The following is a 12,253-nucleotide window of genomic DNA, read 5'->3' on the forward strand; positions in this document are numbered from 1 at the left end:
CTGCCCACCAGCCAAACAGGAGCCGTGTGCCGATCACATAGACGGCGACGACGGCCAGGTCCCAGGGGCTGATCTGCATGTTTGGCATGGCGATGTCCGATCTGAGAGGGTCGTGGTCCGAGCCTTGCTGGTGAGCGGAGGGGTGCCGGAGCGCTGCATTGCTGATGCAGACGGTCGAGCAACAGTCGCCCATCTCCAGAAGCAAAGCACAAGACATGCCCAGTATCGAGCGCGTGTTGATAATGGCCCCCCGCATGTTGCTGCTTTAAGCGGCCTCAAGTAGTCCAGTGCAATCCAATGCTCCTGGCCAATGCTCCAGCTGGGCTCGGTTTGACGAACAGAAGAGGATGTCACCATGGCAGCAAACGACCAACCCTCCGATATCGGCCTCATCGGTCTGGCGGTGATGGGCCAGAACCTAGCACTCAACATTGCCGATCACGATTTTCGCATCTCGGTCTATAACCGCACCACCGAGAAGATGGATGCCTTCGTTGACAACCATCCGGACACGCCCGGCGGCCTGGTCGGCTGCGCGACGCTGGAGGATCTGGTGCGCTCATTGGAGCGGCCACGCAAGATCATCATCATGGTCAAGGCCGGTAGCGGCACCGATGCCGTCATCGATCAGCTGATCCCCCTGCTCGACGAGGGAGATATCCTGATTGACGGCGGCAACGCCAAGTGGACCGACACCATCGCGCGCGAGCAGCGACTCGCCGAGCGCGGCCTGCGTTTCATCGGCAGCGGAATCTCCGGCGGCGAGGAGGGCGCGCGCTTTGGACCCTCGCTGATGCCCGGTGGGCGCGAGGATGCCTGGAAGGCGCTGGAGCCAATCTGGACGGCAATCGCCGCCAAGGTCGATCCTGAGACCGGCAAGCCGCTGCTCGGCGCCCAGCGCGGTAAGCCGGTGGAAGGCGGCGAGCCCTGTACCGCGTATATTGGCCCCGATGGCGCTGGACACTACGTGAAGATGGTCCACAACGGCATCGAGTACGGCGACATGCAGATGATCTGCGAGGCCTATGACCTGATGCAGCGCCTCGCTGGCATGAGCCCGGCCGAGATCGGACAGACCTTCGAGCGCTGGAATGATGGCGTGCTCGACTCCTATCTCGTCGAGATCACCGCCGACGTGCTGCAGCAGTTCGATCCGGTGACCGGCCAGCCCTTCGTCGATATCGTGCTCGATGCCGCTGGCCAGAAAGGGACCGGCAAGTGGACCAGTATCAATGCCCTCGATATGGGGATACCAGCACCGACCATTGCCGAGGCGGTCTTCGCCCGCTGCATCAGCGCCTTCAAGGAGGAGCGCGTCGAGGCGGCCCAGATCCTCGAAGGTCCAACCTCTCATTCAGTCAGCAAGCCGTCTGCTGAGGAGGACCGAGAAGCCTTGCTGGAGGCCATCCATGATGCCCTCTATTGCGCCAAGATCTGCTCCTACGCGCAGGGTTTCGAGCTGATGCGCGCTGCCCAGGCCGAGTATGGTTGGACGCTCGACCTTGGCGAGATCGCCCGGATCTGGCGCGGCGGCTGCATCATCCGCGCGGACTTTCTGGAGAAGATCGCCGAGGCCTATCGGCGTGAGCCGGATCTAGCCAATCTGTTGCTTGACCCGCATTTCAAAGCCGCCATCGACCACGCCCAGCCCCACTGGCGCAAGGTCGTTGCCCTGGCTGCGCAGCAGGGCGTGCCAGCGCCAACCTTCGCCGCATCACTGGCCTATTACGACAGCTATCGCTCGGCACGCCTGCCGCAGAACCTGCTCCAGGCCCAGCGCGACTACTTTGGCGCCCATACCTATGAGCGCGTCGATCAGCCTCGCGGGCGCTTCTTCCACCTCGACTGGACCGATCCGGAGCGTCCGCAGCTCGAGCGGTGATTCGCGAAAGCCTTGGATCATCCTAGAAAGAGCAGTTGGACGGTCGTCAGGGTGCGTCCCGCGTGGTGTCAAGCAAGGCACAACGAGGCGGAATAGTCATTCTATTCCAACGCGTTGTAACGCAGCTGGGCGCCGCGCGGGGCGTGCCCTGGCGGCTGTAGCGCCCTTCACCTGGCGGGTGACCCTCGAATACCTCCAGAACGCTAAAAAACTCAGACGCTTGCATGCGATGCTAAGCGGTCAACTGCTCTTTCTAGGATCATCATTCCAAGCGCAGCTCGTGCGCCTTGCCGTCGTCGATGAGCGACACCACGACTGCGTGAGCTGCTTGATCCCACCGCCAGTCAGCTACCGGGAGGCCGTCGAGCAGGACCTGCGCCGGGTGCTGAGCCACATGGAGTCGCAATACGAGGGTGCGCGGATGCGGCTGCCAGCCGCCCTGGCGCGATCCGATCATGAGCGTCGGTCCCGCAGGTCCGGTTGTCACCGTTAACGCGGTTTCGGCTTGCGGGTCATTGCCATCGTCCTTGCCATCGCCGGCGTCTTCGATCAGCGTCCAAGAGCCATCGTGCTCATCGTCTGGATAGGCATCCAAGATCAGCTCGGTCAACGGCTCTCGTGTCGATTGTCGTGGTGGCCCGAGCGTCAAGCAACTGCCGCCGCGGACGAGGATCGGCATGCGACCCGGTGGTGCCGGCAGTCGACAGCGTCGATTCATGGCGCTGGCGCTGTCATCGGCATTGGCGTCGATGCTTGCCTTGCCGCCGGCACTGGCATTGATGCTGGCTTTGGCACCGGCACTGACCACTGCAGCGCCGGCATGGGCTTCCGCAGCAGTGTCAGCATCAGCATCGGCATCAGCTCCAGTATCCGCAGCGCCTGCTGCAGGCGCATCGCCGTCGATCCGTCTGCCGGTGTGGAAGTCGTACCAGGCACCGGGCGGCAGATGCACTTCGCGCTCGCTGACGCCCGGCTCGCAGACCGGCGCGATCATCAGCTGCGGACCGACCATCAACTGATCTTCGATCCCGTGCAGCTCGGTCGCCTGCGGGAAGTCGTAGAGCAGCGGCCGTAGGATCGGCTCGCCGGTGCGATGGGCAAGGTGCGCCAAGGTGTAGAGATAAGGCAAGAACCGGTAACGACGCTCGATCGCAGTCCGCGCGATGGCCTCGACCTCGTCGCCGAACGCCCAGGGCTCCTGCGGCGGGCTGCCGTAGTAGGCATGGGCGCGCATGAACGGGTAGAAGGCACCCAGCTCGATCCAGCGGGCGAAGAGCTCGCCGTCGCAGGCGCCATAGAAGCCACCGATGTCGACACCAACATGCGGTGAGCCGCTCAGCCCCAGGCTCGCGAGCTGCGGCAGACTGGTGCGTAGATCCTCCCAACTGGAGGCGTTGTCGCCCATCCAGCTGACGGCCCAGCGTTGGGCGCCGATGCTGGCGGATCGGGTCAGTACCCAAGGTCGGCGTTGCGGCCGCAGCCGCTGCAGGCCCTCATAGGTGGCCCTTGCCATCAGGGTTCCATAGAGGTTATGGGCCTCGGCGTGGCAGCTCTCGGCGTCGTCACCTTGCGCTGCCTGCAATGGAATCGAGAGCGCGGTGGAGCCTGGCACCTCGAAGGGACGATCGACGATCGCCGGCTCGTTCATGTCGCACCAGATGCCATCAACGCCGACATCGAGGAGACCGGCGTGCAGATCGCCCCACCAGCGCCGCGTCGGCGTGCGGCAGAAGTCTGGAAACAGCGATGCGCCGGGCCAAACGTAGCCGGTGAACAGGTCGCCGTTTGGGTGGCGAATGAAATGATCGCCACGCAGACCGCCCTCATAGACCGGGTAACCCCTGCAGATGCGGCGATGCTGGCTGCCCGTGATGGCTTCCTCTGTCAGGCTGGATCTGCTTGCATCGCTGCCGTCAGCGCTGTCGTCAGACCTGTCCTCAGCTCGTTCTTCAGCTGGCGACTCCCCATTGCCTGAGGCGCCGCTCACGCGTCCATTCGGGCCAGGGTCGCCGACCCCGTGATCGCCAAGGCGCGTTGCGTCGATCCCGGCCTCGCGCTTCACGCCAGGGTCGATGATGGTGACCGCATGGATGTCCTGCCGATGCAAGGCCTCGATGGTGGCACGTGGGTTCGGAAAGCGAACGGGGCTCCAGCTGAAGACGCGGAAGCCGTTCATATAGTCGATATCGAGATGGATCGCGTCGATCGGGATGCGACGACCGCGGAAGGCGTTGGCGATCGCCTGGATCTCGGTATCGCTGCGGTAGCCCCAGCGCGATTGGTGATAGCCGAGTGCCCAGAGCGGCGGCAAGGCTGGCCGACCGGTCAGCCTGGTGATCTGCTCGACGACGGCGGCCGGGGTGGGGCCGGCGAAGAGGTAATAGTCGAGCTCGCCGCCCAGGCTGAAGAGACCCAGGGCATCGGGCTGCTCGGCACCGAGATCGAAGTGACTGTAGCCGCTCGAGCCGAGCATCAGGCCCCACGCGAGGCCGGGGCGCAGCGCGAGCAGCACTGGGTGCGATTGGTACAGACAGCCGTCGACCACGCCCAGACCAGGCGAGTTGATGTCGGTGGTCCAGTGTCCGAGCCGTTGTCCACGACGATTGAGCGCGCCGAAGCGTTGGCCGCACCCGAACAGGCCCTCCTGCCGGTGCAGTGCCTTCTGCAGCCAGAGGCCGGTCATCGTCTGGTCGGCTGCGGTGGTGCTGTTGGCGCCCTCGGCGCTGTCGATTCGTGGCTCGGGACCGGCTGGGTTGGGCCCTGGGTTAGGCGCTGAGCTGGATGCTGGGCCAAGCGCAGGCGCAAGGGCTGGCGCGATATCAGAAAGCTCCCGCCGCCCCAGCCGACGCCAGTGCACTGGGCTCAGGTCACTCGCATAGGGCTCGCCGTTGGCGTCGGTCAGCGTAACAGACCCTGTCTCGAGATCGAGCGCAGCCTGCATGGCGCCGGTGTCGAGGCGCAACACGGGCGCTTGCTCCTCGACGGCGATTCGGCCGTCGACGGGCGCTGGACGCCCCTGCCAGCTGTGACTTGGCGCAAGCCGACCAGCCGGCGCAACCCGGATGCGCAGGATGTCGTCCGCGATGGCATCGACGCGGGTGAGCGCCTGTGCGTGCTCGGCGATGATCGACACTGGTCCCGCCTGCCAATGGCAAACGGGACCGGGTCTCTGCTCGGCGTGTTCATGCGTCTCAGCCATTGGGCGTTAGGGCTGCATCATCCGGCGATGCTGCATCTGAGCGCTCTGGAATTCCTGCTCGTCGATCTGGCCGTCGCCGTCTTGATCGATGGCCTCAAACGAGGGTGCATTGGCGAGATTGCGCATCTGATAGCCCTGCTGCGAGCGTTCCTTGATGCGCTCGGCCCGGCCTTTCTCGAGCTCGTCCTTGCTGATCAGGCCGTCGCCATCGGTATCGAAGGACGAGAACGTTGGCATCTGTCCGCCCATCCGTCCCATGCCAGGCCCCATGCCAGGCCCCCGTCCGGCTCCGCCCATGCCGCCAGCGCCGATTCCAGAGCCTGGTCCCATGCCGCCGCTGCCCATGCGTTGGGCTCGAAAGTCAGCAAACTCCTCAATCGTGAGCTGGCCATCGCCGTCTTGGTCGATGTCGCTGAACGACGGCGCATTGGGCATTCCGCGCATCGGTGCGCCGGCTTCGGAGCGGGCCGCGCGGCGCTCTGAGCGCGCCTGGTTGAGTTCCTCTTCGGTGACGATGCCGTCATCGTTGCGGTCGAGCTCGGTGAAGCTCATCGGACCGCGCATGCCGGCTCCCGGCTGTGCGCTGTCCTGGGCAAGCACTGGGCCGAGTGGGCCGAGCGCGGATAGGCTCAGTGCCGTGGCAAAGGATAATCTGAGTGCGGTGGCTGTCGTGAATCTCATGGCTGTCTCCGTCGTTGGGTTAATGCTGGCCGGCTGCGGTTGCAGCGCTGACAGGCTCAGGGTGAGTCATTTCCGGACGCGTTGTGTTAAGCAACTATGAAGCCGATTTCGCGTCGCGGTCTCAATGCGCACGGAATCTCCGCCTCGACATCTGCCGCGATCAGTCGGCAGCCATTGGGGGCCATCGCATACGGGTCCTTCACCGGCAGGCGGATCGGATTCGTATCCAGTCAATCCGCCTTCATCTGATCACCAGCCTCGCTGCGCTCGAAGCGCTGCTCGAGCTTCGGGAGCTGCTGGTGGCTGGTTATCAAGATGACCTCGTCGCCCGGCTTGAGCGTCTTGACCTCTTGCGGCAGATAGAGCTGCTCCTTGCGGTAGAGGCAGACGACCCAGGTGCGCTCTGGCAGATCGAGCTCATCGATCGGCCCCTTCTCGGTGTCTTCGATGGTGAGGCTGAAGATCGCCGCGTCACCGCGGATCACCGAGGAAAGCTCTAGCGACTTGCCTCCCGAGAGCAGCTGTTTCAGATGGGCGGCGACCGCCCGATTGGGCATGACACTGTCCTCAAGCCCGAGCTCGGCGGCAATCCGCTGGAACTGCGGATCATTCACGCGCGGCACCACGCGGGCGAAGCCGAGTGAGCGGCCGATGAGCCCGGCCAGGATATTGGTCTGATCGCTCTCCATCAGGCAGAAGAGGACATCAGTATTCTCGGGCTCGGCATCGCGTAGGACATCCGGCATGGTACCGTCGCCGTGCACGAATCCGGCATCGAAGCGCTCGGATAGGTCGTTGATTCGGTTGCGATCGCGCTCGATGATAATCACCTGGTGACCGTCCTCGAGCAACAGCTCGGCGGTCGATAAGGTCAGCGAATTGCTGCCGATGAATGCGGCTCTCATGGCGTTATCACTCTGGTTAAGGGTTGCGTTTGCGTGCAAGCCAGGTCGGCGGGTAGAGCACGACGAGCAGCGCTAGCACCTCCACCCGGCCAAACAGCATGTCGGCGCAGAGCACCAGCTTCAGCGCCGGGGGCAGCTCAGGGCTGGTCAGCCCAACCGAGAGGCCGGCGTTTGCGGTTGCAGAAACCACCTCGAATAGACTCGCAAGGGGTGGCTGTCCAAACGCCAGGAAGGCCAGCCAGGAGGCCAGCAGCACCATGGCCCAGAAGGCCATCAGTTGCAGTGTCGCGGTGACCATTGAGGGCTCGATGCGCGCCCCGCCGACCTGCGCTTGCAGCACAGCGCGCTCGGCGATCGCGGTACGGCGCAGCGCAAGCTGGACCAGTCGCATGATGATCAGCAACCGAATGAGCTTGATGCCACCCGCGGTCGATCCAGTACAGCCGCCGATGCTCATCGAGATCATCAGAACCACCTGCGAGGTCGCAGGCAAGTCGGCGACCTCAGTGGTGCTGAAACCGGTGTCGGTCTGCGCCGAGACGCCGAGTGCAAAGCCCTGGGCCAGTGCCTGTGGCCAGGGCAGACCGATGCTCAGCGATGCGATGGCACTGAGCAGCAGCGCTGTGATCAAGATCGCGCCGAGCAGCGCGATCAGCTCTGGCTCATGCCTGAGCGAGCGCAGGCCACGGTGGGGCAGCCTGGCATAGAGCGGTAGGCTGATCGCCGAGGCGACGGTGATCAGCGAGAGCGTCGCGATCGTGGCAGCGGGGAGTCCGGCGAGACTCTGGTCGGAAGGCGCAAAGCCACCCGTCGCGACCGCGGGGAGGGCATAGAGCAGGGCGTCCACAGGCGCCAGGCCGGTCATCCAGACCGCGGCAATCCCAATCAAGGTCAGTGCGAGATAGACGGCAAAGACACGCCGGGCATGGCCGCGAGCGCCGGCGTCGGTGAGCTGCTCGCCGGTGGTCTCGAGCAGTCGGCGGGCGCTGGCGTGATGCCGCATGATGAGCGCAACCGTGAGCACGGCGATCCCGAGACCTCCATACCATTGCATCCAGGCGCGCAGGAAGAGCATGGCTGGGTCGGTCTGGTCGAGACCTCTTAGCACGGTGAGACCGGTTGTGGTGATGCCGGAGGTCGCTTCCAGCATCGCGTCGATCCCACTGAGGCCCGCCCCAGTCAAGGGCCAGACCATGACCAAGGCTGCGATCAGGAAGGCCAGCCCCGTCACCGCGAGCGCTTCGTTCCATTGGATGTCGTTTTCGCCCGTGTTGAGCGGGCGCAGCCGCGAGACCGGCCAACCCACCAGCACCAAGACGCTGGCCGTTACCGCGAGCCGAAGCGCCAGCTCATGGCTCGCCTGACTCCAGGCGGCGAGTGCCGGGGGGACAGAGAGGGCCGCGAGCACCAAGAGCAGCCGTCCCAGGGTACCGAGCACGACGTGCAGCCGCGCAGCCCGCATCAAGGTGTTTGCAGCGCGCTCGGTCATAGCGGCGCGGCTCCCAGTCGATTCAGCTTCCGTTGATGCAGCCCAAATCGATCCAGCCCAACTCGGTGGAGACTCGATCCGCTCAACCGGTGGTTGGATTGACGGGGCCACGCAATACTTGCGATCGTCTTGGAACCGCCTCGGAGCTTCAGGGTCAGGGACTTCATCCTCGCGATCCTGGCTGTCGGTCGTCGGAATGACGACGATAACCGATGCGGGTCCTGCAGGCGATGGTCGCCGCCTGCTCCATTCGCGACTGGTGCAAGAGACCCGATATGGCAGCAAATCACCCAGACACCCGTTGCGTCGAGATGCGAGGAGAGCGGTGGCGGCGGCAGTGCGGCACGGGGCCGGATGGACAGCAGCAGCAAGAGTCGCCAGCATGCGCTCAACGCGACTGACAGCGAGTTGACCCAGCCTAGGTTCATCATGGCCCAACGTATGCTTATGATTCCGACCAGAGCAAGCTCAGACCAGAGCAAGCTGCTGGCAAGTCGATAGGCTTGTTGCCACCGGTCGTTGATCTGTTCGAGGAGGCGCTAAGCTGATGACCATGAGACCCCGCTCCAACACCAAAGACGAGAATGTCATCTCGGCGACGCTTGATCCGAATCATGAGCGTCTGACCCAGTTGGAGCGTCGTTCGCTGCTCGCTGAGCAGGCGCGTGAGCAGGCGCACAGTCTGCGCTCGCCGCTGAGCGTGATCGAATTGGTCTCGGAAACGCTGCGGCTTGAGCTTGGAGAAGAGCCCGGTCGGGCTGAGCGTCTGCAACGGGTGCTCGATGCCGTCTCGGCCCTCTCGATGAACCTGACCCAGACCGTCCGCTCGAATCGCTTTGCCGATGGACCGAAGCGCCCGGTCGATGTCGCCAAGGTCGCCGCAGAGGTCGTATTGGCGTTCGGCGGTCGTGTGGATGCCGGTGTCTCGATGTATCTCGAGGGCGCAGCGCGATCGGCTGAGGATGCCGCGGTCGTGCTGGCCGAAGAGCAGGGCTTTCAAGCCGCCTTGGTGCATCTGTTGCGCCTGATCGGCGTCGGCAACAGCTGCAATGGGGTCTGCGCGCAAGTGCCATTGCTCAGCGTCAAGCAGGATCAGGATGCTCAGCGACTGCGCCTGCATCTGATGAGCGAAGGTGCGCCTGAATTGCCGATTCCGGCCGAGCGCGCCGATTACCAACTGATGCTCAGAGCCGTCGAGCGCGTCGTGCGCGATAGTGAGGGCGCACTGGTTCTGGGCCAGGACCACGCGACCCTTGAGCTACCCTTGGCGCCAGCCCACTGAGCCAGCCCACTGAAGATCAGCCTAGGCTGAAGGGAGCCCAGGCTGAAGGTGAGCAGACAGGCCTGTCAGGACAGCTCTAGTCCCCAGACTGCTCATCCTGCGATGCGTTTTTCATCGCGGAATCATGGATAGAGGGGGGGCTAGAGGGGGCTAGATGGCTAAGCAGAGCCCTCAATCTCAAGCTCGTTGTTGACCTTGGTGACACCGTAGATGCTGCGCGCCTTGCTCCCGGCAAGCTTTTTCTGCTTTGCATCGCGGACCTGGCCTGTGAGCGAGACGACGCCGTCGCTGGTGTTGACGCTGGTGTTGACGTCGGTGTCGCTGTCCTTGATCGCGCTATCGAATCTCAGTGAGGCGATCACGCGGGTGGTGATCCAGCCGTCGGTGATCTGATCGAGCCCTTGCGAGAGCAGCCTTGAGGGCTGATCCGAGGGGGATGCCTTGGGCTTGATCTCGATGCGGTTCTCGACCCCGCGCACACCTTGGGTATTCAACGCGATCCGCTCGGCGGTCCGGCGCTCGGCGGCATTACCAGCGGTGCCTGAGAGGGTCACGGTGCCGTTGCTGGTGTTGGCATCGATGTCGAGCCCACCGGTCTGACTGTTCCAAAGGAGTTGCAGCTGCACGCGGGTGGTGATGTTCGCGTCCTCGATCGTCCGATAGAGCGGGTTTTCCTCATTGTCGGACTGGGTGGGGGAGACCTCAAGCTTATCCTTGACCTGACGCACCGAGCCGAGGTCGCGCGCGAGCTGCAGGGCAAGGTCATGTTGAACCTCGCTCGGTACCTGGCCCTCCAGGGTGACGATGCCATTCTCGGACTCGACCTGGATATCGAATGGGTTGAGGTGCTCGTTGAGGCTGTAGGCCGTGATCAGTCGGGACTGGATCCAGAGGTCTGAGCCGGGCATTCGCTCGACAGCATCAGGGAGCTCGGTATCGGCGGCGAGCTGGGTGGCGGGACTGGCGGCGAAGATGATCGCGAAAGCTGTGGTGGTGAGATGGCGCATCATCAGGCTCCATTGGTTGGGTTGGTTGTTGCAGTGGCTGTTGCGGTGGGTGTTGCAGTCACTGTGCCAGTGCACTCGCCGCGCCGACTGGGGCGCTTGTTGCTGTGGTGAGTGGCTGATGGCAAGTGCTCGCGCGCCCGGCAGATCACCGCAAGGGCTGCGGGGCCATCCAAGACTGGTTGAAATGCACCTCGGCGCGGGGTGTTCTGCCCCGCACTCCCCGCGGCGAGCCTGTCGATGTGCTGGAGAGGGGCGTGCCGCCTCGATGACTCGCTTCGCTGGTCTCGGAGGGCCCCGGGCGACTAAGTCTTGGCCTTGGCATGCTGCTCGGCGAGCTCATCGGCAAGCGCCGAGCGGGCACGGGTATGCTTGGCGATCACCAGGTAGAGCACCGGCACCAAGAACAGCGTCAGCAGCGTTGCGGCTAGCACGCCGCCAAGGATGGCGAGCCCGATGATGCGTCGCGTCTCGGCGCCGGGGCCGAAGGCGAGTGCCAGTGGCAGGGCGCCGAAGAAGGTTGCGATCGAGGTCATCAGAATGGGGCGAAAGCGCACCCGTGCCGCGCCTTCGACCGCCGCGCGCAGATCCTCGCCACGATCGCGCAGCTGATTGATGAACTCGACCAGCAGGATCGCGTTCTTGGCCATGATGCCGATGACCAGGATGAAACCGATCTCGCTGTAGATGTTGATCGATCCGCCCCCGATGAGCAGCGCTAGCAGGGAGCCGAACAACGCCAGCGGCACCCCGGCGAGCAGCACGACCGGTTGGACGAAGCTCTCGAACTGCGCCGCCAGCACCAGGAACACGATGGTCAGCGCCAGCAGAAAGGCGAGCTGGAAGGCACGGCCCGAGCGCTGATAGTCCTGACTGACCGAGAGCCACTTGATCTGCACATCCTCAGGCAGCAGCGGGCGAGCCCGCTCGGCGAGCTGGTCCAGCACATCGCCAAGCGCGGCACCGCCCGCGAGCGAGCCCTTGAGCGTCACTGCTGGCAGCCGATCGACCCGCAGACGCTCGGCGGCGCGGCCGACCAGCTCGGCCATCATGAACATGCCGGGCTTGAGCCGACGATCACTGTTGTCGAAGGTTGCTTCGAGCGCTAAGGTCCGCGTGGCCTCGGCGACCTCGGGTGCGACGAAGGTCACGCGGCCTTGGAAACGCTGCTGCGGATACGCGGGCGTCCTGGCCAAGACCGCCTGTCCGTTGCGGATGCGCGCGAGCTCGACAGCGGGTACATCGAGCAGCAGGTCGAGCGGCGTGATGCGGCAATGACATTGATCAACGCGATGCGGACCGACTTTCCCGTTGTCGATCCGGAAAGCACCTTAGCCGCGGCCGCGAGCCGATTCGGCGAGACCGGATGCTGTAGCTTGCCCGTGGTCGATCAAGGTCTCTTGGTCGGTGCCCTCGACTCGCTGGACGTGGCTACCCGGGCCGTCAACGGTGAGCTTGATCCGACGCGCGCGAGCGTGCGCATGCTGATGCGGCGCGAGCCGGTGAGCTGCCCGCCCGAGGCATCACTCGACGAGGCGCGGCAGCTGATGATGCGCAAACGGGTCAACACGCTCTTCGTCATCGAGCCAGGCCCGCGTCTCGTCGGCATGATCGATCTGGTGGGGCTGCTGACCGCCTCCGAGACGGCCTCCAGCGCTGGCCCCGAGCCGGAGTGGAATCAACGCGTTCGCGGCGACAGGCGCTAGGTACAGGCGTTAGGTCAAGTCAGAAGGACTGATCAGCCATCACGCTCGCTGGCGCTCGGCCTGCTGGATCGCATGGGCGGCGTTGACCAGTCCAATATGACTGAA

General features: G+C 64.3%; 10 protein-coding genes. 3 read left to right on the top strand and 7 right to left on the bottom strand.

The genetic code is table 11. The features are described 5' to 3' along the window. The coding region (locus tag VBE63_RS20240; protein WP_323684829.1) for a hypothetical protein at nucleotides 1-217 on the bottom strand (217 nt) is incomplete at its 3' end. A gap of 138 nt (nucleotides 218-355) precedes the next feature. On the opposite strand from VBE63_RS20240, the gene gndA reads away from it, so the two are divergent. Further along, entirely contained in the window at nucleotides 356-1,882 is a 1,527-nt protein-coding gene (gndA, locus tag VBE63_RS20245) for an NADP-dependent phosphogluconate dehydrogenase (RefSeq protein WP_323684830.1), read from the top strand. Nucleotides 1,883-2,144: 262 nt separating this feature from the next. Here gndA and VBE63_RS20250 read toward each other — a convergent pair whose 3' ends face one another. The 4 genes from VBE63_RS20250 to VBE63_RS20265 all read right to left on the bottom strand — a co-directional run bounded on the left by VBE63_RS20250 (nucleotide 2,145) and on the right by VBE63_RS20265 (nucleotide 8,156). Further along, nucleotides 2,145-5,015, bottom strand: a complete 2,871-nt coding sequence (locus tag VBE63_RS20250) for a TIM-barrel domain-containing protein (protein ID WP_323684831.1) — start codon at nucleotides 5,013-5,015, stop codon at nucleotides 2,145-2,147. Between the two features lie 72 nt (nucleotides 5,016-5,087). Next, nucleotides 5,088-5,762 (bottom strand): EF-hand domain-containing protein, encoded by a 675-nt coding sequence (locus VBE63_RS20255; RefSeq protein WP_323684832.1) that lies wholly within the window; start codon nucleotides 5,760-5,762, stop codon nucleotides 5,088-5,090. A 230-nt stretch (nucleotides 5,763-5,992) separates the two neighbouring features. After that, on the bottom strand, nucleotides 5,993-6,667 hold the full coding sequence (locus tag VBE63_RS20260; protein ID WP_323684833.1) for a potassium channel family protein: 675 nt from the start codon (nucleotides 6,665-6,667) through the stop codon (nucleotides 5,993-5,995). A 16-nt stretch (nucleotides 6,668-6,683) separates the two neighbouring features. Next, nucleotides 6,684-8,156 carry a TrkH family potassium uptake protein gene (locus VBE63_RS20265; protein WP_323684834.1) on the bottom strand — a complete coding sequence of 491 codons (1,473 nt, stop codon included), beginning with the start codon at nucleotides 8,154-8,156 and terminating at the stop codon, nucleotides 6,684-6,686. Between the two features lie 547 nt (nucleotides 8,157-8,703). Here VBE63_RS20265 and VBE63_RS20270 point away from each other — a divergent pair. After that, nucleotides 8,704-9,438 carry a hypothetical protein gene (locus tag VBE63_RS20270; RefSeq protein WP_323684835.1) on the top strand — a complete coding sequence of 245 codons (735 nt, stop codon included), beginning with the start codon at nucleotides 8,704-8,706 and terminating at the stop codon, nucleotides 9,436-9,438. 158 nt (nucleotides 9,439-9,596) lie between these two features. On the opposite strand, the gene VBE63_RS20275 is transcribed toward VBE63_RS20270, so the two are convergent. Next, entirely contained in the window at nucleotides 9,597-10,520 is a 924-nt protein-coding gene (locus VBE63_RS20275) for a BON domain-containing protein (RefSeq protein ID WP_323684836.1), read from the bottom strand. A gap of 227 nt (nucleotides 10,521-10,747) precedes the next feature. Beyond that, nucleotides 10,748-11,638, bottom strand: coding sequence for an efflux RND transporter permease subunit (locus VBE63_RS20280; protein WP_323684837.1), 891 nt, complete (start codon nucleotides 11,636-11,638; stop codon nucleotides 10,748-10,750). Here VBE63_RS20280 and VBE63_RS20285 point away from each other — a divergent pair. Then, complete coding sequence (locus VBE63_RS20285; RefSeq protein ID WP_323684838.1) at nucleotides 11,600-12,148, top strand: CBS domain-containing protein; 549 nt, start codon at nucleotides 11,600-11,602, stop codon at nucleotides 12,146-12,148. The two genes, VBE63_RS20280 and VBE63_RS20285, sit on opposite strands and share 39 nt — an antisense overlap. The last annotated feature ends 105 nt before the right edge of the window (nucleotides 12,149-12,253 follow it).

Origin of the sequence: Lamprobacter sp., from assembly GCF_034860625.1 — a bacterium.
GTDB lineage: Bacteria > Pseudomonadota > Gammaproteobacteria > Chromatiales > Chromatiaceae > Lamprobacter.

Bases quoted from the DNA above. Each gene is read 5' to 3' on its own strand.
- VBE63_RS20265 (WP_323684834.1), bottom strand. From the start codon at position 8,156: ATGACCGAGCGCGCTGCAAACACCTTGATGCGGGCTGCGCGGCTGCAC.
- VBE63_RS20270 (WP_323684835.1), top strand. From the start codon at position 8,704: ATGACCATGAGACCCCGCTCCAACACCAAAGACGAGAATGTCATCTCG.
- gndA (WP_323684830.1), top strand. From the start codon at position 356: ATGGCAGCAAACGACCAACCCTCCGATATCGGCCTCATCGGTCTGGCG.
- VBE63_RS20260 (WP_323684833.1), bottom strand. From the start codon at position 6,667: ATGAGAGCCGCATTCATCGGCAGCAATTCGCTGACCTTATCGACCGCC.
- VBE63_RS20255 (WP_323684832.1), bottom strand. From the start codon at position 5,762: ATGAGATTCACGACAGCCACCGCACTCAGATTATCCTTTGCCACGGCA.